The organism is Variovorax beijingensis (assembly GCF_007828835.1).
GTDB classification, from domain to species: domain Bacteria; phylum Pseudomonadota; class Gammaproteobacteria; order Burkholderiales; family Burkholderiaceae_C; genus Variovorax; species Variovorax beijingensis_A.
In genome coordinates, this window is the sequence record NZ_VIVL01000001.1 from 363,684 (window position 1) to 382,683 (window position 19,000).

Below are 19,000 nucleotides of genomic sequence, written 5' to 3' on the forward strand. Positions count from 1 at the left end.
AATACTGTTCTCGGTATAAAAATGCATCAAGCCAAGATTTCATCCCAACAAGAACGTAATTTGGTATCCCCAATGTGGGACTTTTTACTCTTGGGAGGAGGATCGGTCATAGCACTGTTGCTAATCAAGTTGATTTTTCTGACTTATGAAAAAGAAGAAGGAGTGGCGTTGTCGCTAATGCTAACCTTATTTCTTTCAAATCTCATAAATCATCCTCATTTCGCCCATTCATATCAAATTTTCTATTCAAATTTTCGAGAGAAGATTGGGTCTTTGAAGTATGAAAGAAGCTTGCGGTCAAGGTATTTTTTTGTTGGGATTTTCCTTCCGCCTTTGATCATTGGTGGACTGCTTTGTCTACTTTTTTTAGAGCTGCCTCGAGTATTTGGACTCGCAGCGAACACAATGTTCTTCTTTGTCGGATGGCACTACGTAAAACAAGGCTATGGAATGGCAATGTTGGACGCAGCGCTGAAGAAGAAATTTTTCAATTCGATGGAGAAGAAATCTCTTCTCCAAAATGCATATGCCGTGTGGATTTTTTCTTGGGTATTGATAAATTTTAGCCTTCAAGGTAATTCTACAAAATACTTCGGAGTGTCCTATTTTGTCGTTCCAATCCCTGTCTGGCTTTTGGCGATTTCGGCCGTGGGATGCACTTGGTTCTCGTGCCGACTTTTGCTAGTGCTGGTGCGCCGCTTTCGTTCGGATGTGCCCTTGCCTGTCAATGGTGTGGTCGCGTATTTAGTGACCCTCTACGTTTGGTTGCTGTTTCGTGATCCCATTGCGATCCTGTGGATTCCGCTATTTCACTCCCTCCAATATTTAACGGTTGTTTGGCGGTTCAAGATAAATAAGATAACTTCGGAGAGAAGTTCGCCGGTGAGCCCTGTATATCGAATTGCCATCTTTGCTGCCATAGGGTTTGGGTTGGGTTATATGGCTTTTTGGAGATTCCCAGAATGGCTGGATGCTAATGTTTCTTATAATAAGGAAATTTTCGGACCCTCTGCCTTTTTTTATATTTCCTGGATATTTATTAACATCCACCATTATTTCATTGACTCCATAATGTGGAGGAAAGGAAACATGGATGTCATGCAATATCTGTTTGAGTCCCCCGTGCCTATTGTTGCGCCGAAGGGGAAGAAAGATTGTTCAAGTCCCGAAACGGGAGTTGTCACTACTTAAGAAAATCTCGACTAGCAAACTCTGACGCAGACGGGAAATGCTAAACCTGAAGCCTGTGCCAAGATTCAAGGGTTCACTTGAACCTATTGTCAAATACCACCTCTACTCGCACGCGCGATTTGACATTTAGCCCCGCTAGTTGGCCCGGTAAAAAAGGCGCAGCGATGAAGGCTTCGCGCGCCACCTGCTCGAACATCGGTGGAAGCCTTGTTCCCTCCGCAGCCACATGCTTCACATGTCCCTCTTCATCAATGAAAAGGGACAGAACACCCACGTAGCGCTCAGCGGAGAATTCGCCCTCCGGCGTGTTCAGAACAATGGCCGTAAGCGCAGATGGTGAAATCGTGAGTTGCGAACGAGGAATGTAGTCACTGCCGTCGAAGTCGGCCGATGGCGTGTCTTCATCGGGCCGCGATTGGACGTCAGCCGCACTCGCCAACGCGGTTTGCTCAATGACGGGCTGCGACGATGTGCCGAGCTTGGATGTATTCGTACGAGCGCCTGCCGGGTTGACCACGGCTTCAGCTAGGGGAAAAAGCGCTGTCGATCCGACAACGTGCCGTGGTTTGCGTCGATCCGCGGTTTCGGCGATGGCAGTTGTCCTCCTTGGTCGCTCGGGAATCACCCGTACCCGCGTCGCTCCAGGCGCGGTGCCACCGACATCTCGAGCCCCGGGGTTCGAGAGCAATGCCGGCGAAGGCGTCACCCGATAGGCGAGCACTGCCGCGTGCAGTGACACGGAGAGGGCCACGCACAGCAGCATCGGTTGCATGCCAGGCATCCCACTCCCGCCGGCGCGGAACTCTGATGTGACCGCACTGCCACGCACTGCTGTCCCATTTGCCGTTAGTCGGCGAGCTCCCGCCACGAGGTGCGAAGCGGGTTGCTGCCGGAACCCGGTGGGTTGCCACCCGACTCTCCTCGCAAGGCGCCATCCGTCGTCGGCCGAACCACGATGGTGCTGCCGTCCTTCAGCTTGACCCAGCTCTGGCCGGCAATCAGCGAGCTGGCGCTCCAGAGTTCGCCCGCGTTCACGAGAGAGCCCGAACCGTCGGTTGCGTTCAGGAAGTAACGCCAGGAAGAGCCGCCCGAGCTGCAGGCGTCGCCGTTCGGGATGCCCGTGGCCACCGAAAGGACGCCGAACTGAAGCGCGAGGTTGGTGAACACGCGCTCGCCGGTGTGCGGCAGGTCGGCCCACCAGCCGTTGTTGGTGGTCCAGTTGACCGGGTTCTTGGTGATCGTTGCCGTGTTGCCCGAGACGGTGAAAGTTTGTTTCACCATGCCGATGTTGGTGCGAACGTCTCCCATGCCGGTGTCGGTCAGCGAATCCTTCACGGCGTAGATGGTTTGCTGTGTGGTGTCTTCCACGTCGGCAGCGCCGAGATAGCGGCCGGTCGCAACGATGATCACCGGCTTGCCCGAGACTTCAACGGTTTCAGGCCGTGTGGTGATCGGCTGCGGCGTGGTCGCATTGACCTGGAACTTCGCAAGCAGCAGCGCCCCTTGATTCGGCAGCACGAGGTTGTCGACATCGAAGCGCCAGAGGTTGCCTTGAAGGTCGCCCCCGTAAAAGCGCTTGGACGTGTTGTCCGACACATCGTCGATCCAGGTATTGATCTTCGCAAGGCCACTCGGATCGCTGGCTGTGCCGGCCGTGGTGGGAATGTCGCCCGTAATAACCTTGACGCCGGTATTCGCATTTACGACATAGAGGCGCCCCTTGCCGTCGCCACCGCCGCCATCGCTCCCGTTGTTGTAGCCCGAGGCGAACACCACGACCCAGGTGCCGTCCTTGCGCTTGGTAATGACGGGGTTGCCAAAGGTGAGGCCGAGATTGGCATCGGTGAACTCCCACAAGGCCTTGGGGCTTTCAGGATCCGTGATGTCTAGGGCGTAGTAGCCGCGGCCACCCTTGTTGAGCCCGCCGACGAGGATGGTCTTCCAGTCTGAGCCCACCTTGATGTCGCCAATGACTGGGGCGCCATCGACGAAGTACCGGTGCCTCGATTCGTAGCTCGTGTCCGCTAGCCTGTACATCTCGGGCATCACGATGCTGGGTACGTAGGCCCAGCGCTCTGTTCCGGCGTCAGTGCCGCCGGCAGAAAACGCATGCAGCATGCCGTCGTTGGCGCCCACGTAGACCATGGGCTTGCGGTCCTTCTTTGCAACCACGAAGCTGCTGTAGCCGGCATCGCTGTAGGTGAAGGGCGGCTTGCCCACATAGGCCGGGGCGCCGTTGATGATGTCGCCCAGAACGCCGCCGGCGCGGGGACGGTACAGCGCGCGGGTAGTTCCGTTGGCGGTACTGGCTGACTCGAAGGTGCGGTCGCCGCGCAGGAACTTGACGAGGTTGTCGCCGCTGTTGATTTTCGCTTTCTCGTCAGCCGTGGCGTCGTTCAGGCATTGCACCGCCACCAGGGTACGCGAGCACAGGTTGCTGAAATAGGTGCCATAGCCGTCCGCATCCAGGTTGGTCCACTCGAAAGCCCGCAGTGTGGTGGTGTTGGGCTGGCGATAGTAGATCTTGCGGTTGGCATAAGGTGTTGCATTGAGCTTCGCCTTGGCGGACCAGACCGCCGTTGTACCGATGGCACCTGTGTCGCCGTTAAGAGTGAAAGCTTCGACATCGCCGCTCCACTTCTTGGTGGTGTAGCTGGCCTTGTAGACCTGGTTGTTGTCGCCGGCGACGAGTTCCAGCGCGCTGGTAGATGCAGCCGAGGAGGTGCCGGAGACTTCCTGGATGGTATTGACGACGCCGCTGATGGCCTCGGCCAACGCCGTAGCGTTGAGTGCCGAGTAGTACTGGCCGCGGCCGTTGACGGCGGCGTGCCAGAGGTCGTCGATGTTGGTGGCTTCACCGCCGCTGTCACTGATATCCGGCGCAGGCCAGTTTGCCGCGCCATTGACTAGGTCAACATAGGAGCCTGAGGTCTGCGTCAGGTAGTTGCGGTCGTAGTCGAGCGTGCCGTTCACACCCAGCCCGATGGTGAACGTGGTCATGTGCTGGCTGGTCGCGGTGTCGCGGCCTGCGGGCACGATGTTGTTGGAGCACACATCCTGTTCCGAGCCGGAGGCCGACGATTTGCAGTTGCCAAGACCCGTGGTGCGCAGGTCCGTGTTGTAGTAGTACGCAGCTACGTCAGCCAGCGTGTTGCTGGTACCCGCGTCTTTCATGGGGCGGGCCTCTGTGCCGTCCTGCTGGCCCACTTCGCTTGAGCCATCAAGTTGGAGCGGGCCGTAGCTGGTGGTTTCGCTGCCTGTATTCCAGTAGCCGTCCGTTGAGAGCAGCGCATAGTTGCGCTGGCAGGAGTACTGCATCGGATCGTAGGTCTGGCCGCTCATCTTTTTCGCAAAGTAGCGGCCGGCCTTGGAGAGCGCGCCTCTCAACGGCGTGTTGGAAGTGCCTGTGGCCGCATAGAGCTTTGAATAGAACGTTTCCTTCTGCGTGTCACCGAAATCGTCGACGTCCTGAAACCCGGAGTTCGTCACGACGCCTGTATTGCTGATGGTCGTGAACCCGACGCGATAACTTGAGTCGAGCGCCTGCATGGCTTTGCCGGTGGCGGTGCGCATCAGGAGCCGGCGGGTGCGGTAGTAGGAATACCAGTTGGCGTAGTTTTGCGCTTCAGCGGACGTGCTGGTTACAACCACTGGCGCGAAAAGAGCTCTGCCCGCCGAGTCGGTCACTGCGTAGTGGCATTCTGTATAGAAGGTGTTCTGGATGACCGCAGTGCTGCTGTACTTCCAGTCCATCTTGGGTTGGCTGCCCTTGTAAACGTAGTAAATACTGCCAAGGCGCGCAATCGCCCAAGAGGTGGCATTGCCACTGCCCGAAGAATCCGTGACGTTAACCACGAGGGTCTTTGTTCCTTGGCTCCAGTTGGTGCTTGAATTGGTCCACGCGGTAACGACACCGGTCAGCACTTTGGCATTTCTGCCGGAGCCCGAAGTTAATCTCAAGGTTTGACCAACGGCGAACATGTTCGCCGTATAGCTCGAATCCGTGAACTGAAAAGACTTGCTACCGGTGCCAACTGTGACCGATGCGGCGGTGATACTTCCGACGTTGGTGGAAACGTCGTTCAGATCATCGCTGCCTCCCGATCGCGCAAACCCGTCGGTCCATGCGGACGCAAAAGAGGCGTTGTCGAATGCTTTGCCGGTGGAGTCTATTGGCGGCGAATAAGTCAGGGTGGGGTCATAGGCAACGCCATTACATTGGGCGCTGCGGTAGCCGAAGGCCCCCGTGCTGTTCATGTCGTCCGGCATGTGCGCACTGGCCATGCTGCCGGAGTTGTCCAGAATGAAAAGCAGGTTGGGTTTTGCCTTGACGTTGGGGCGCGTGGCCAGCGGCTCATCGAGGATCAGCGTATCTGCAGTGGCGGGCATTGATACCGCGCATGCGAGCACGGCCATGCCGGAGGACAGCAGTACGGCAAACGCTCGGCGCGAGCCGGCGTGCCACCGGCGGTGGAAAGATGCATGAGACATTGAACTGGACTCCTCGTGTCGCGAAACCGCGCACGTGCTAATAGAAATTGACGATGGTTTCGGTAAAGCCGGTGGTGCTGCGCGCACCGAGCACACGCACGACGATTCGGTAGTACGGTCCGCCCGTGGTGCTGAAGCGCGGCGTGGAATAGTCGATGAGTCCCCGCCCAGACGCCGCCGAGCCCCCCGCCATCGGCTGCGCGCAGCTGTTGTTGATGTCGTCGTTGGGATTGCCCTCACTGGCGCACAGCCGGAAGATCACGTAGCGCACGTTGTTGCTGCCGGCCACAGAGGCGGCCTTCACCGACTTCAGATCGCAGGAGCCAAAGGAGCCCGCTGCAGCATAGGAGCACTTCTTGTCCTGTTCATCGCTCCAGTCGACCAGTTTGCGATTCGCGACCGTTTGCTGCTGGCCGGTGACATCGACGGGTGCGTCCTTGGTCTTATCCGCCTTGAATTCCTTGGTGCTGGCGTAGTAGCCGCTTGCAGGTGCGTCGCTATTGAGACTGGCGGCGTTCGCTTTCAGCCATGCGATGGCTTCACGGGCGGCCTGGTCGCCTGCCACAGTGGCGTCTTGCTTGAAGCCGATGTTGCCTAACACCAGGGCGCCGGTGTCCACAGAGCGAACCAGTGCCAGTGTTGCTAGCGACAGGGCCACCAGGGCCAGCAGCGCAAAAAGCAATGAGACGCCGCGTTGCGCGCGAAGGAGAGGTTGAAATTTCATGGCGTGGCTGCCGAGTTCCAGAGCATGTTGCGCAACGGCACGATGGTGTCGTAGACCTTGTATCGGTAGTGCTCCCAATCGGGAACGTGGCTGATCTTGAGTTCGACACATTTGCTGGAGCCACAGGTTGTGGCACCGCTGACGGTGCTGTTGGGACCGACGTCCCACGAAGGCGCCTTGCTCGTGACAGCCTCCTTTTCGTACTGAGTACTTCTCGTCACCACGGCAATGCGGATTGCCAAGACGTTCTTCCAGTCGGCAGCAGTGGTGGGTGCGACCGCGTCGTAACTGCTGACCTGGCCTGTTCCGGCCGCGGCCTTTCCGTACATCGCCTGCATGTTGACGATCTGCGGATAGAGCGACTCGGTTGCCGAAACAGCTTCGGCCGTGCGGGCCGTGACATCAAGGCTCTGCGCGGCGGCGTTGACCGAATATGTGTTGAACGACAGGCTTCCCATGTTCAACAGATAGCTCTTCTCGAGATAGCCGCTGTCCGGAAACACGCTGCCGCTGTTCCACTTGCTGGTGCCGCCTGCAACATGGGGCACGTGGTGTGAACCCAATGTGGTCTCGGTCGGTGTTGCCGCGCCGTCATCAGTTACGCTGAACACCGAGCACCAGTTGTTGGCATCCCATTTGCCCTCGGCGGGAACGGCGATCATCAGGTCGCCGACAGCAACGCCGAAGGCCGACTTCACGGTGAACGAGTTGCCGGCCTTCGCGTGGTCCTTGGTCACTAACAAAGGCGCCGAGAAATTCGCCTTCCGACTTTGCAGCACGGTGATCTCGTCGGGCGCGCCATTGGCTCCGTCCTTGATCACTACTGGAGCGAGGATCGGGCTGAACGCAATCGCAGGAGTGGCGGCCGGTGCAGCAGGATCCTTGAAGCTGCCTTTGACCGCGCAGCCCAAGGCTTCGAGATTGCCGACGGCGCCATACCCTGCCATCTGGATGTCGCGCTGCAGCGTGTAGAGCGACAAGGCGCCGTTGACCTGGGCATCGCTACCCGAAGAAACAGTGCGTTTCTTGCCTTCGGCCAGCGAAGTCACTTCGGTGATGACGAGCACCGTGAGCATGCCCAGCACGAGTCCTACCATCAATTCGACAAGGGTGAAGCCGAGCGACGCGCGGGAAGTCTTCGAGCGAAAAAGGCGCGGAGGATGGATATGGGACATGGTCAGCTCGCCGTCCGCAGTGCAATGGTGCTGCGTGTCACGTACCGGTGTGTCTCGCCGCCGGGCATAGACCACGACACCGTCACCGCCACGTCACCATTTGCAGCGACGGTGATGACGGCACCGCCGCCCGGCAGCACGCTTGTTACCTTGTTGCGCCATTCGAGGCAACTGGCCGCAGTGCAGGTGGTGGTACCTGCGAAGGACGAGAGATTGGCAATGTCCACCCACATGCGTCCAATGGCTTCACTGGCCAGGTTGGCAGCGTCCGCCCGCATTTTCGAGTCGGTTTGGGTGCGGGTCATGGTGCCTTGCAGGCCGACCAGACCAAGCACGCCAAGCATAAAGATCAGCATCGCAACGAGTACCTCGATGAGGGCCACGCCGCAGGTGCGGGAGGAGGGCTTTCGGCTCCGCCGAGCGTTGTGATGTACGTGCATGGTGGTCTTACTTCGATTCAGCCGGGCACAGGCGCGGATCTGTGGTGGCTGTGCTGGGAACGCTGGGGTCGCACATGCGAACCGCCCCCGAGGCCGTGAGGTTGAGGCGCAGGTTGCGGTACCGCGTGCCATCCCGTGGGCCGGTCACGTCGATCTGCGTGATGAAGCTCCCTGCGGCGGAGACCACGCGGCCAAAGCTGTTGAAGGTGACGGTGTCGTTGTCCGCAGTGACCTTCACGCCGCCGCCGCCGTCTCCCAAGGCGCGTGTTTCGACGATCATGGGCGCGTCGGTCGTCGAAGGTGCACTGGCGCATTTGCCGACCGGAGAGGTCACGCTGATGACCCACGAGCCGCTTTCCGTGGAAAGCGCACAGGTGTTGTCCATTGCGCCCGAATCGTTCAATGAAACGAGAAAGAAAGAGACGTTTTGGTTGCGCCGTATGGCTTCGCTGCGCGCGGCAAGGAGGCCGTTCTGCAGAGACTCGGTGGTGTTGCGGATGCGGCTGTTGTCCATCCATGTGCCGATGCTTGGCATGGCCAAGGCAAGAATCAATGCCAGCACCGCGATGGTGACGGCCAGCTCGACGATGGTGAAGCCTCGTTGCCTCATGAAAAACCTGCTGCTCAACACGTGGTGCTCTTGGTGAGCCAGCAGGTCGCGGCTATCGTTGCACCCTTGAACTTCGTCGTGCCGCGTACGCCGGTTTCGTTGATGGTGTACACATGCCCGGTGACCGAACCGCTGATACCCGTCGCAGTGATGGTGTAGGCCTGGAAAGTCGCGCCGCTTGCCACGCAACTGAACGAAAAGTGCGTTCCGTCCACCGGGAATGTGTTCCAACCGGCCGCCGCCGCGTCGGACGCACATTTGTTGGCGGCGGTTCCATAGTTCCGGTTGTCCTGGTAGTACTGCTCCATCTTCGAGCGGTAGTCGGACAGGCGATTGAAGGCCTCAGGCAGCTGACCGCGGCGTACATAGTCGTTGTATGACGGCACCGCGATCGCGGCCAGGATGGCAATGACTGCCACCACGATCATCACTTCGATCAGCGTGAAGCCGGACGAACCGCCCCGTGCCTGGACAGCGCGACGCAGATAGCTTGCTTGTTTCTTCAAGAGACACCTTTCGGACCGATTCCGGGCCTTCCGCTAGAGGGCGGGCAACAGTTGTAGATAGTTGTCTAAGAATGTCTCTAAATGTGTTTTCCCGCAAAGCCGCTCGTCTCCCACCCGCCGCCATTCGTCGGCCCGCCCGTTCGTCACAATCGGCGGAATGACTTCCCGCGCAGCGCCTGCCGAGGCCGCCGCTCTCTCGCCTAAAGCCGTCGGCGCCCTGCGTGCCGGGTTGGTCGCGTTCCCGTTTCTCTGCCCGCTCGTCGCCGGTCCCTCGGTCCAGGCTTGGCAGCTGCTGGCCACCTGGGTCTGCCTCGCGGCGATGCTTCTGGCCGTTCCTGTCGCCGTGCCGGCGCGCGGCATTTGGGCCTGGCTCGGCGCCGGAGCGGCAGCGGTCGTGCTTTTTTCCTCCCCGCATGCCACGGCCGCCGCATGGCTGCCCGCGGTGGTCGTGCTGGCAGCCATGGCGGCCGCAGCCTGCGTAGGAGCGGGCATGGCGCGCGGCGGGCCGGCCGTATCGGGGGCGTTGGCGGTGGGCGTGCTCGCAGCCGGCCTCGTCAGCGCGGTGCTCGGCCTGCTCCAGTACTACGGCCTGGCCGAGCCGCTGGTGCCCTGGACCACCACGCCCGCGCTGGGCCAGGCGTATGGCAACCTGCGCCAGCGCAACCAGTTCGCCACGCTGATCAGCATGGCGCTGGTGGCGGCGCTCTGGATCCATGCGGTGCAGCCTTCGGCGCGCATTCGGCGCTGGCTGGCGGCGGCGGCGCTGCTGCTGTTGGTGGCCGCGGCGGCTTCCACCTCGCGCACCGGGCTGCTCCAGCTGCTGTCGATCGTGGGCGTTGCCGCCTTCATCGCGCGGCGGGAGCGCCGCGGCGTGCCGGCCGAGCACGCTGGCACGCTCTTCAGCCTGCCGCCGCCGCTGGTGCTGCTGGCGATGGTGCCGGTCTATTTCGCCATCGCCTGGCTGCTGCCGCAGCTTGCGGCGGGCGAGGTCGAGGGCATGATGCAGCGGCTGCAGGAGGGCGCGCCGGGCGACCACACGCGGATGATCCTCTGGCGCAACGTGCTCTCGCTGATTGCCGCGCATCCGCTCGCGGGCTGGGGTTGGGGCGAACTGGCCTTCGCGCACTACAGCACGCTGTACGACGGGCCGCGCTTCCCCGAGATCCTGGACAACGCGCACAACCTGCCGCTGCACCTGGCGGTGGAAATGGGCATTCCGGTGTCGGTGCTGGTCTGCGGCGGTTTTCTCTGGATGGTGATGGCGGCCAGGCCCTGGCGCGAGCGCGATCCGGTGCGACTCATGGCCTGGGGCATGCTGGGCGCGATCGCGCTGCACAGCCTGCTCGAATATCCGCTCTGGTACGGGCCGTTCCAGCTGGTGTTCGGGCTCTGCCTGGGCATGCTGTGGCCGGCGCTGGGCACCGCAACGGCTTCATCGCTGCGGCAGCGCTTCAAGGCCCGGTGGCTCGAGCCGCCGGTGTTGTCTTCGATTGCGGCCGCGGTGCTGATGGCGGTGGTCGGCTGTGCCGCCTGGGACTACATCCGCATCAGCCAGATCTACCTGCCGCGCGACGAACGCCTGCCGGCCTATGAAGACGGCACGCTCGCCAAGGCCAAAAAATCATGGCTCTTCGCCAGGCAGGTCGACTTTGCCGAACTGACGCTCACGGCCGTCACGCCGGCCAATGCGGCCGCGATGCACTCGCTGGCCGAGCGCACGCTGCATTTCTCGCCCGAGCCGCGCGTGATCGTCAAGCTGATCGAAAGCGCCGAACTGATGGGGCAGGGCGAGGCAGCCCGCGACCAGGCGGAGCGCTTCCGCATCGCGTTTCCGGCGGAGTACGAGCGCTGGCTGAAGGGGCTGCCCGTGGATGGGCAGGCGCCCTAGCTTTGAGGGGCTGCCAAGTAGCTGCCCGACTTGCCGCCATGCTTCTCGAGCACATGCACGTCGGTGATCCGCATGCCCCGGTCCACCGCCTTGCACATGTCGTAGATGGTGAGCAGCGCCACCTGCACGGCGGTCAGCGCTTCCATCTCGACGCCGGTCGGCCCCACGGTCTCGACCGTGGCGGTGCACACCACCTGTGGCGCATTGCCTTTTTCGGCCAGCGCAAACGCGAGCGCCACGCGCGTGAGCGCGAGCGGGTGGCACAGCGGGATCAGGTCGCTGGTCTTCTTGGCGGCCTGGATGCCCGCGATGCGGGCGATGCCGAGCACGTCGCCCTTCTTGGCGGTACCCGATTCGATCAGCGCCAGCGTGGCGGGCTGCATCTCGATGCGGCCCGTGGCCACCGCCACGCGATGGGTGGCGGGCTTGGCCGCAACGTCGACCATGTGGGCCTGGCCCTGGGCATCGAAATGGGTGAGGGAGCTCATGTGTGAACGATCGGTGTGGAGGTGCATCATACGAGCCCGAGCCAATGGACGAGGAATGCCGCGCTTGACTCCCTTTGCCACCCCAAAGCCCGCCCCAAAGACTTCCGCCGCGCCCGCCTTGCGGTCGCTCTGTGCTGCCGTTTTGATAGCGGGCCAGGTCCTGCTGCCGGTGCCGGCCCGCGCCCAGATGCAGGTGCTGCCGGGCCTGGGCGACGGCGGCGAAATGACCGCCAGTGCCGAGCGCCAGCTGGGCGACCAGATCGCGCGCGAGCTCTACCGCGACACCGACTACATCGACGACCCGGTGGTCGCCGCCTACGTGCAGGACATCTGGCAGCGCCTGCTGGCCGCCGCCCGCCAGCGCGGCGAGCTCACGCCCGAGCTCGACGAGCGTTTTGCCTGGACCATCCTGCTGGGGCGCGACCGCAACATCAATGCCTTTGCGCTGCCGGGCGGCTACCTGGGCCTCAACATGGGCCTGATTGCCACGGTGGGCAGCCGCGACGAGCTGGCCACGGTGCTCGGGCACGAGCTGTCGCACGTCACGCAGCGCCACATCTCGCGCATCATGAACCAGCAGGGCAAGCAGATGCCGCTGATGCTGGCGGGCCTGATCCTCGGCATGATCGCGGCCGGCAAGAGCCGCAACGCCGATGCGGGCCAAGCCGTGATGATGGGCAGCCAGGCGCTCTTCATGCAGAACCAGCTGAGCTTCTCGCGCGACATGGAGCGCGAGGCCGACCGCGTCGGCTTCGGCGTGATGACGCAGGCGGGCTTTGCGCCGCAGGGCGCGGCCGCGATGTTCGAGAAGCTGCAGTACGCCTCGCGCCTGAACGACAACGGCTCCTACCCCTACCTGCGCAGCCATCCGCTCACCTCGGAGCGCATCTCGGACATGCAGGGGCGCTTCCAGTTCCGACTCGATGCCGCCCCGGCCATGCCGCTGGCCATGGACCACGCGATGATCGCGGCGCGTGCCCGCGTGCTCACGCGGCCGGGTGTGGACGTGCTGCGGCTGTGGGTCGATGCGGCCTCCAGCGGCGAGTTTGCCAAGAGCAGTGCGGCCCAGCAGGCCGGCACGCTCTACGCGGCGGCGCTGTCGGCCAAGGAGCTGCGCGACTTCCGGGCCGCACGCGCCATGGCCGAGCGGCTGACGGCGCGCACCGCCGACGACGCCTCCGCAGCCAGGCTGGCGCGCTGGCTCAACGCCGAGATCGAACTGGCCGGCGGCAACGCGCCCAAGGCCGCGGGCCTGCTCGATGCCAAGTCGAAGGAGCGGCCGGAGATGCTGCTTGCGGCCGATGCCGCCGTGGCCACGCGGCAGCCCGCGCCCCTGGTGCCGGTGCTGCGCGACTGGGTGGCCACGAATCCGCGCGACGCCACCGCCTGGCGGGCCCTGGCCAACCTGTATGGCGCCCAGAACGATTCGGTGCGCGCGGTGCGCGCCGATGCCGAGGCCAATGTGGCCATCCTCGACTATCCGGCCGCACGCGACCGCCTCAAGGCCGCGCAGGAGTTGATGCGCAAGCCCGGCGTGCCCGTCGACCACTACGAGGCCTCGATCATCGACACCCGCGCGCGGGCCGTGGAGGTGCTGGTCAAGCGGCAGGCCGAGGAGCCGCCGCTGAAGTGAGCCGAGCAGCGATAAAGAAAGTGCCGCCCGCCTGGCGGCTCAGCCCTTGGAGAGCAGCCCGCCCAGCGCGGCTTCGATGACCAGGCCCAGCAGCGAATAGATCAGCGAGCCGATCAGCGCCGCCACGAAGCCGTTGACCTGGAAGCCGGACAACAGGCCCGATGCGGCCCAGAACAGCAGCGCATTGATCACGAACAGGAACAGCCCGAGCGTGACGATGGTGACCGGCAGCGTCAGCACCACCAGCACCGGCCGCACGACCATGTTGAGCAGGCCGATTACGGCCGCGGCGATCAGCGCGGAGCCGAAGCTGGCAACCTGGACACCGGGATAGAGATAAGCCACCGCCAGCAGCGCGACAGCGCTGAGCAGCCATTTGATGATGATGCGCATGCGGCGCAGGATACCCCAGAGGCCCCAAAACAACGAGCCCCGGCGCGTTGCCGCACCGGGGCTCGTCAGGACGGGGTTGCGCGCTTATTCGGCCAGTTCGTTCGCAAGCACCAGCAGCGCGCCCATGCCCATCACGGCGCCGGGAAAGGCCCAGCCCGACTGGCGCGGCGGCGCCTGGTCGAGCGTGACCGGCTCCAGGTCGACGCCGATCTTGGGGCGGCGCGCATCGACCACGAGCGTGGCCGAATGCTCGCGCTTGAGCTGCTGCGTCAGGTCGGCCAGCGGGCCCTTGGCCAGCACCGGCGTCACCTGGCCGCCATTGCGCTCGAGCAGCGGCAGCAATTGCGCCTGCACCTTGCTGAACCATTTGGCGCGCCAGTTCTCGCGTGCGCTGTGGCTCACCCACTTGCTGATGCGGTGCGTCATGCGCGGAGCGCAGGCCACGAGTACCCAGTGGCGTGCCACGACGCTGCTGGCGTCGGGGGCAAGCTCGGCGAACTGCTCGGCCGCATAGCCGGCGTCGTCGACGTACAGAATGACCTTTTCCATGGGTGCTCCTTCAAGTAATTAGAGTGGCAGAGACCGGGCAGCAGGGGAAGAGCATTTTCGCCAGGCCCCTGCAGGTGGCCGTCAGCTGGACGTGGCGGCTTCGGCCGGCTTCTGGCGAGCCTGGCGCATGGCCACCCACTTGCCGACGGCCAGCACCAGCAGCGCGCCGGCAATGCCTGCGGCGTACCGGATGGTATCGGTCTGCGGCAGCTTCGGCACCCAGGTCCAGGCCGCGGTGTTCGACAGCGCGGGGTCGGACACCGCCATGGTGCCCGCAATCCAGCCCAGCAGCATGCCGCCGAGCGTGATGATGACCGGGAAGCGGTCCATCAGCTTGATGACCAGCTGGCTGCCCCAGACGATGATCGGAATGCTCACCAGCAGGCCGAAGATCACCAGCGGCATCTGGTGGGCCTGGCCGGCGCCTTGCGCGGCACCGGCAATGGCAATCACGTTGTCCACGCTCATCACCAGGTCGGCCACGATCACGGTCTTGACCGCGCCCCACAGCTTGTCGCTGCTCTGGATGTTGCCGTGCGCGTCGTCATGGTCGGGCGCCAGCAGCTTGATGCCGATCCACACCAGCAGCGCGGCGCCGACCAGCTTCAGGAACGGAATGGCCAGGAGCGTGAGCGCGAAGAAGATCAATATCACCCGCAGCGCAATGGCGCCGGCCGTGCCCCAGAGGATGCCCTTGGTGCGTTGCGCAGGCGGCAGCTTGCGGCAGGCCAGGGCAATGACGACGGCGTTGTCGCCGCCGAGCAGGATGTCGATCATGATGATCTGACCGACCGCGACCCAGAATTCCGGGGTCATGAACTGTTCCATAGATTCCTCTTGTCTTCGCGCGGTCCGTCCATCCTGGGCTGGATGGCGCCGGTCCGGCGCATGCGTTGCATTTCGATCCATCCCGTGCGGGTAGGCCGAAGCGATGGCGAAGACCGGGCGATGACCGGGGATTCAGGAACGCTTCGACCAAACCTGCGCAGGTTCAAATCGAAGGTCTTGCTCGACAGCGCGCGCCCGGGGGCACGTGTTGTCCAACAGGCCGGAAGTGTTGTGCTTCGTATTGACGACCTGTCGATGGCCGCCGTGGTGCACGGCGGCTGGGAGCTACTCCCCTTCGTGAGGAGAATTAGAGCATTGCAAACCCTGTTCTGGCAACCTCGAAATTACCGAGATCCAAAAAGAATGCTCTCGAAAGCCTTGTGGTTGCTGGTTATGTTGCTATGTGTTGTGTAGCGCATATAACCTTCGACTGACGCGGGACATTGCCGGACTATGATCGCCGGCTCGCTGTTTTTTCTCTCTTCATGGCCGCCATTCACATCACCGACATCGAGGCCGCCATCAACCATTGGCGGGAGAAGAGCCCCTCGCTCGACGGCATCACGCTGGCGCCCGAATTGCGCGCGCTCGCCGAGGTCTACGCGCTCATGGTGTTCCACCACGAGGACGAGGTCGACGAGTTCGGCTTCCCCGAAAAAGCCTGGGCCGCCTGGCTCGACTGGTACCACAGCACGCCCGACACCCCCTGCATCGCCATCTGCTCCACCAGCCAGGGCGACGACCAGTGCAAGGGCTGCGGCCGCAGCTTCGACGAGGTGCAGCACTGGCCCGCCATGTCGCCGGCCGAGAAGCGCGTGACCTGGCGCCGCATCACCATGGAAGACTCGGCCTGGCGCTTCAACAAATATGCGGAGCGTGCGCGCGAGGCCGAACCGCCGCAGTGGCCCGACGATCCCGCCGAGCCCCTCGGCCCCGACGACGTGCCCTGAAGGAGGCCGCCCCATGCGCCGCCTTGCCCAGGCTCCGAACCTCGCGATCGCGGCCCTGTGGGTGCATGCGCTGCGCGAGGAGGGCGTGCAGGCGACGGTTCAGCGCGAATACCTGGGCGCCGTCATGGGCCAGCTGCCGCCCGACCAGTGCCTGCCCGAGATCTGGATCGACGACGAAGCGCAGTTCGAGCGCGCGCAGCAGGTGCTGCATGCGGCCCAGCACCGGCCGCAGCGCAACTGGCAGTGCATCTGCGGCGAGCGCATCGAAGGCGGCTTCGAGCAGTGCTGGCACTGCGGCCGGATGATGCCGGTGGCCTGAGGCTACTTCCAGCGCAGCAGCTCGACGTCGATGCTGTGGGTGCCGTCGCCCAGCGTCAGCGTGTTCTCCTGGATCGTCGCCTGCAGCTGCATGCTGCGCTGCGCGAGCGCGGCCAGCGCCTGCGAGGCTTCCGTCGGCACCCGGTAGACCTGCAGGTTCTGCGGCCGCGTGAGCTTGTTCTCGATGCCGCGCCACCAGATCTCGGCCGCATGGTTGAAGCAGTAGACGATCACCTCGTCCGCCTTGCCGCAGGCCTTGATGATGGGCTTGTCCTCGGGCTGGCCGACCTCGATCCACAGCTTGGTTTCGCCCGTGAAGTCGCGCAGCCAGACATCGGGTTCGTCCACGTTCGACAGACCCGCGCCGAAGGCCAGCGTGCCGTCGCCCTGGCAAACGTCCTGCAGCTTGTGCGCGTTGAGCGCGAGCGCGACGAGCCGGATCATCATCCGCTCGTCGGTCTCGCTCGGATGGCGCGCCAGGGTCAGCGCATGGTCGGCGTAGTAGCCGTGGTCGATGTCGGCCACCGCGAGGGCGGCCTTGAAGATGGTGGATTTGAGGGCCATGGGTGCGCGAGTGTATGCGCCCCCACGGGCCGCGTCAGAACGCCACCGAGGCCTGCAGGTATACCGTGCGCGGCTGGCCCACGTACTTGCCGCCGTTGTTGTCGACCGAGCGGTTGTAGTAGCGGCGGTCGAACAGGTTCTTGATGCCGACGGCCAGCTTCAGGTGGCTCATCGAGGGGCCGAAGTCGTACGCCGCGCGCAGGTTCATGGTGGCGTAGCCCGGAATGTTGCCGAGCCGGCCGGTCGAGTCTTCCAGCGTGATGTATTGCGCGCCGTCGTCGGGCGAGCCCGGCGAGCGCTGCTTCGATTGCGCGTACACGTCGGCATTGAAGGTCCACGGCCCGCGCTCGTAGCGCGCGCCCAGCGTGGCCACCTGGCGCGAGTAGAAGGGCAGGTCGCGCCCGGCAAAGGCCCCGGCCTTGGCAATCGCCTGCGTGTAGGTGTAGGTGGCCGATACCGACAGGCCCTTGAGCGAATCGCTCAGGCTGCCGAGCTGGTAGCGCAGCGCCGACTCCAGGCCGCGGTGCCGCGTGGCGCCCAGGTCGGTCCACTGGCCGACGTCGCCGGTGATCGAGCGGGCCAGCAGCAGCTCCTTGTCGAAGTTGATGTTGAACAGCGTCAGCTCGCCGCTCCAGGCCTCGCCCTTGTAGTGCGTGCCGATCTCGTAGGTCTTGGCCTTCTCGGGGTGCAGGCCGGTGGTGGACTGCGCGAGCTGCGCATATTGCTGCGGCCCGAACGACACGCCGGCGTTCGCGAACACCGACCAGCGCTCGTTCATGCGGTAGAGCACCGACAGCGTCGGCAGCACTTCGTTGGAATCGATCTTCGGATAGTTCGCGCCGGTGACGCGGCCGTTGGCCAGCGTGAAGACGTCGTTGTGCGAGCGGATCGATTCGTAGCGCACGCCGGGCGTGACCGTCCAGTTGCCGAAGTCGATGCGGTCGTCGATGTAGACCGCGTGGGCGGTGGTGCCGCCCTTGCTCGACTGGTAGGCGGGCTGGGCGAGGGCATAGGCGTCGAAGCCCGGGCTCGGCCGGTAGTAGGCGCTGCGCGTCGCCACTTCGGAGGCTTCTTCCTTGAGGTAGCGCGCGCCAACGCTGATCTCCTGCACCACGCTGCCCGAATCGATCAGGCGCGAGTAGCGGGGCTCGAAGGCGTAGGTCTTGTAGTTGCGCGGTGCGCTGGTCAGGCGCCGCCGGCTGGCGTTGGCGCCGGTGCCTTCCTGCTCGAGGTAGCTGCTGCGGTAGGAGTCCGTGTAGTAGCTCAGCATCTCGAACTTGTTCACGCCGTCGTCGTGCGTGTACTTGACCGAGCCGTCGGTGCGGCGTCCCGTGAATTCGTCGAACGGGCGGTCCGACTGGAACGGGTCGGCCGCGAACTGCGCGGTGCTCAGCCCGCCCGGCATGCGGCCCTTGCCCTCGAAGTGATGCAGCGTCACCGCGATGTCGTCGGTCTTCGACAGGCGGTAGGCGCCCTTGAGCATCAGGTCGTCGATGCTGGTGTGGTCGTTGCTCCGGCGAAAGCCGTCGCCGTGCGTGCCCGAATAGAGCAGCGCCAGGCCCAGGCCGTTCTCGTTGGTGCCGCCGATGAACAGGCTGGGCGTGGTCTTGGTGCCGCCGCCGTGGCCCGCGCTTTCCACGCCCACACTCACTTCGCCCGCGAACTGCTTGGGAATAGCGCGCGTCACGAAGTTGATGATGCCGCCCACGTTCTGCGGTCCGTAGCGCACCGAGCCCGCGCCGCGCACAACGTCGACCGCTTCCAGGCTGCCGAGCGACAGCGGTGCCAGCGACAGCTGCGGCTGGCCGTAGGGCGCATAGGCCAGCGGCACGCCGTCCAGCAGGATGGTCGAGCGCGGCGACAGCCGCGAGGTGAGGCCGCGCACGCCCACGTTGAGCGAGATGTCGCTGCCGCCCGTGCCGTTGCTCTCCTGCACTTGCACACCCGGAACCTGGCGCAGCGCCTCGCGCACGCTGGTGGCGCCGCTTTCCTGGATCTGCGTGCGCTCGACGATGCTGCGCGCGCCCGGGTGCTCGAGCACCTTGGTCTCGCTGGGCGTGCCGAGCCAGTCGCCCGTGACGGTCACCGCCTCCAGCGACTTCGCGCCGGATGCGGCACCGGCCGGCTCGGCCTCGGCCGCCAGGCTCTGGAAACTGATGGGGAACAGCGCCATGACCAGTGCGGCGCACTTCTTTTGCTTGAACAAGGCTTCTCCTCGGATATCCATAAAAATCGAAAGCTGCAGGCGTCCG

Annotated in this window: 18 protein-coding genes; 5 read left to right on the forward strand and 13 right to left on the reverse strand. The window is 63.5% G+C overall.

From position 1 onward, the window contains the following. Window positions 1–21 precede the first annotated feature (21 nt). Entirely contained in the window at window positions 22–1,191 is a 1,170-nt protein-coding gene (locus FB547_RS01720; protein ID WP_145739105.1) for a hypothetical protein, read from the forward strand. 73 nt (window positions 1,192–1,264) lie between these two features. Here the strand turns inward: FB547_RS01720 and FB547_RS01725 are convergent, their stop codons facing one another. From FB547_RS01725 to FB547_RS01755, 7 genes are all read right to left on the reverse strand, one after another. Further along, complete coding sequence (locus FB547_RS01725) at window positions 1,265–1,963, reverse strand: hypothetical protein (RefSeq protein ID WP_145739107.1); 699 nt, start codon at window positions 1,961–1,963, stop codon at window positions 1,265–1,267. 74 nt (window positions 1,964–2,037) lie between these two features. Beyond that, window positions 2,038–5,682 (reverse strand): pilus assembly protein, encoded by a 3,645-nt coding sequence (locus tag FB547_RS01730; RefSeq protein WP_145739108.1) that lies wholly within the window; start codon window positions 5,680–5,682, stop codon window positions 2,038–2,040. A 37-nt stretch (window positions 5,683–5,719) separates the two neighbouring features. Further along, a complete protein-coding gene (locus FB547_RS01735) occupies window positions 5,720–6,406 on the reverse strand; it encodes a hypothetical protein (protein WP_145739110.1) in 687 nt (228 codons plus the stop codon). Next, window positions 6,403–7,581: a PilW family protein gene (locus tag FB547_RS01740; protein ID WP_145739112.1), complete on the reverse strand. Its 1,179-nt coding sequence runs from the start codon at window positions 7,579–7,581 to the stop codon at window positions 6,403–6,405. The genes FB547_RS01735 and FB547_RS01740 overlap by 4 nt, the downstream gene beginning before the upstream one ends. 2 nt (window positions 7,582–7,583) lie before the next feature. Beyond that, window positions 7,584–7,964 (reverse strand): pilus assembly protein PilV, encoded by a 381-nt coding sequence (locus FB547_RS01745; RefSeq protein WP_145739114.1) that lies wholly within the window; start codon window positions 7,962–7,964, stop codon window positions 7,584–7,586. Between the two features lie 64 nt (window positions 7,965–8,028). Next, window positions 8,029–8,631, reverse strand: a complete 603-nt coding sequence (locus tag FB547_RS01750; protein ID WP_145739115.1) for a GspH/FimT family pseudopilin — start codon at window positions 8,629–8,631, stop codon at window positions 8,029–8,031. Between the two features lie 14 nt (window positions 8,632–8,645). Continuing rightward, on the reverse strand, window positions 8,646–9,137 hold the full coding sequence (locus tag FB547_RS01755; protein ID WP_315899323.1) for a type IV pilin protein: 492 nt from the start codon (window positions 9,135–9,137) through the stop codon (window positions 8,646–8,648). Between the two features lie 157 nt (window positions 9,138–9,294). On the opposite strand from FB547_RS01755, the gene FB547_RS01760 reads away from it, so the two are divergent. Beyond that, window positions 9,295–11,025, forward strand: coding sequence for a PglL family O-oligosaccharyltransferase (locus FB547_RS01760; protein WP_145739117.1), 1,731 nt, complete (start codon window positions 9,295–9,297; stop codon window positions 11,023–11,025). Here the strand turns inward: FB547_RS01760 and moaC are convergent. Further along, window positions 11,022–11,513 (reverse strand): cyclic pyranopterin monophosphate synthase MoaC, encoded by a 492-nt coding sequence (moaC, locus tag FB547_RS01765; protein WP_145739119.1) that lies wholly within the window; start codon window positions 11,511–11,513, stop codon window positions 11,022–11,024. The genes FB547_RS01760 and moaC overlap by 4 nt on opposite strands. A 55-nt stretch (window positions 11,514–11,568) precedes the next feature. Here moaC and FB547_RS01770 point away from each other — a divergent pair, with 55 nt between their 5' ends. Then, window positions 11,569–13,146, forward strand: coding sequence for a M48 family metalloprotease (locus FB547_RS01770; protein ID WP_145739122.1), 1,578 nt, complete (start codon window positions 11,569–11,571; stop codon window positions 13,144–13,146). A gap of 39 nt (window positions 13,147–13,185) precedes the next feature. Here FB547_RS01770 and FB547_RS01775 read toward each other — a convergent pair whose 3' ends face one another. From FB547_RS01775 to FB547_RS01785, 3 genes are all read right to left on the reverse strand, one after another. Continuing rightward, window positions 13,186–13,539 carry a phage holin family protein gene (locus tag FB547_RS01775; protein ID WP_145739124.1) on the reverse strand — a complete coding sequence of 118 codons (354 nt, stop codon included), beginning with the start codon at window positions 13,537–13,539 and terminating at the stop codon, window positions 13,186–13,188. Window positions 13,540–13,623: 84 nt separating this feature from the next. Then, entirely contained in the window at window positions 13,624–14,088 is a 465-nt protein-coding gene (locus FB547_RS01780; protein WP_145739126.1) for a hypothetical protein, read from the reverse strand. 81 nt (window positions 14,089–14,169) lie between these two features. Continuing rightward, window positions 14,170–14,916: a TerC family protein gene (locus FB547_RS01785; protein ID WP_145739128.1), complete on the reverse strand. Its 747-nt coding sequence runs from the start codon at window positions 14,914–14,916 to the stop codon at window positions 14,170–14,172. 485 nt (window positions 14,917–15,401) lie between these two features. Between FB547_RS01785 and FB547_RS01790 the strand changes: the two genes are divergently transcribed. Continuing rightward, window positions 15,402–15,866, forward strand: coding sequence for a DUF3717 domain-containing protein (locus FB547_RS01790; RefSeq protein WP_145739130.1), 465 nt, complete (start codon window positions 15,402–15,404; stop codon window positions 15,864–15,866). A gap of 13 nt (window positions 15,867–15,879) precedes the next feature. Then, window positions 15,880–16,185 carry a putative signal transducing protein gene (locus FB547_RS01795; protein WP_145739132.1) on the forward strand — a complete coding sequence of 102 codons (306 nt, stop codon included), beginning with the start codon at window positions 15,880–15,882 and terminating at the stop codon, window positions 16,183–16,185. Window positions 16,186–16,187: 2 nt separating this feature from the next. On the opposite strand, the gene FB547_RS01800 is transcribed toward FB547_RS01795, so the two are convergent. Both FB547_RS01800 and FB547_RS01805 read right to left on the reverse strand, forming a co-directional pair. Next, on the reverse strand, window positions 16,188–16,748 hold the full coding sequence (locus tag FB547_RS01800) for a YaeQ family protein (protein ID WP_145739134.1): 561 nt from the start codon (window positions 16,746–16,748) through the stop codon (window positions 16,188–16,190). A 34-nt stretch (window positions 16,749–16,782) separates the two neighbouring features. Beyond that, a complete protein-coding gene (locus tag FB547_RS01805; RefSeq protein ID WP_261380229.1) occupies window positions 16,783–18,921 on the reverse strand; it encodes a TonB-dependent receptor family protein in 2,139 nt (712 codons plus the stop codon). Window positions 18,922–19,000: the final 79 nt, after the last annotated feature.

Coding starts and splice junctions, on each gene's coding strand:
- FB547_RS01720 (WP_145739105.1), top strand. CDS start 22: ATGCATCAAGCCAAGATTTCATCCCAACAAGAACGTAATTTGGTATCC.
- FB547_RS01725 (WP_145739107.1), bottom strand. CDS start 1,963: ATGCAACCGATGCTGCTGTGCGTGGCCCTCTCCGTGTCACTGCACGCG.
- FB547_RS01805 (WP_261380229.1), bottom strand. CDS start 18,921: ATGGCGCTGTTCCCCATCAGTTTCCAGAGCCTGGCGGCCGAGGCCGAG.
- FB547_RS01795 (WP_145739132.1), top strand. CDS start 15,880: ATGCGCCGCCTTGCCCAGGCTCCGAACCTCGCGATCGCGGCCCTGTGG.
- FB547_RS01760 (WP_145739117.1), top strand. CDS start 9,295: ATGACTTCCCGCGCAGCGCCTGCCGAGGCCGCCGCTCTCTCGCCTAAA.
- FB547_RS01775 (WP_145739124.1), bottom strand. CDS start 13,539: ATGCGCATCATCATCAAATGGCTGCTCAGCGCTGTCGCGCTGCTGGCG.
- FB547_RS01785 (WP_145739128.1), bottom strand. CDS start 14,916: ATGGAACAGTTCATGACCCCGGAATTCTGGGTCGCGGTCGGTCAGATC.
- FB547_RS01790 (WP_145739130.1), top strand. CDS start 15,402: ATGGCCGCCATTCACATCACCGACATCGAGGCCGCCATCAACCATTGG.
- FB547_RS01770 (WP_145739122.1), top strand. CDS start 11,569: ATGCCGCGCTTGACTCCCTTTGCCACCCCAAAGCCCGCCCCAAAGACT.
- FB547_RS01800 (WP_145739134.1), bottom strand. CDS start 16,748: ATGGCCCTCAAATCCACCATCTTCAAGGCCGCCCTCGCGGTGGCCGAC.
- FB547_RS01780 (WP_145739126.1), bottom strand. CDS start 14,088: ATGGAAAAGGTCATTCTGTACGTCGACGACGCCGGCTATGCGGCCGAG.
- FB547_RS01740 (WP_145739112.1), bottom strand. CDS start 7,581: ATGTCCCATATCCATCCTCCGCGCCTTTTTCGCTCGAAGACTTCCCGC.
- FB547_RS01735 (WP_145739110.1), bottom strand. CDS start 6,406: ATGAAATTTCAACCTCTCCTTCGCGCGCAACGCGGCGTCTCATTGCTT.
- FB547_RS01730 (WP_145739108.1), bottom strand. CDS start 5,682: ATGTCTCATGCATCTTTCCACCGCCGGTGGCACGCCGGCTCGCGCCGA.
- moaC (WP_145739119.1), bottom strand. CDS start 11,513: ATGAGCTCCCTCACCCATTTCGATGCCCAGGGCCAGGCCCACATGGTC.
- FB547_RS01750 (WP_145739115.1), bottom strand. CDS start 8,631: ATGAGGCAACGAGGCTTCACCATCGTCGAGCTGGCCGTCACCATCGCG.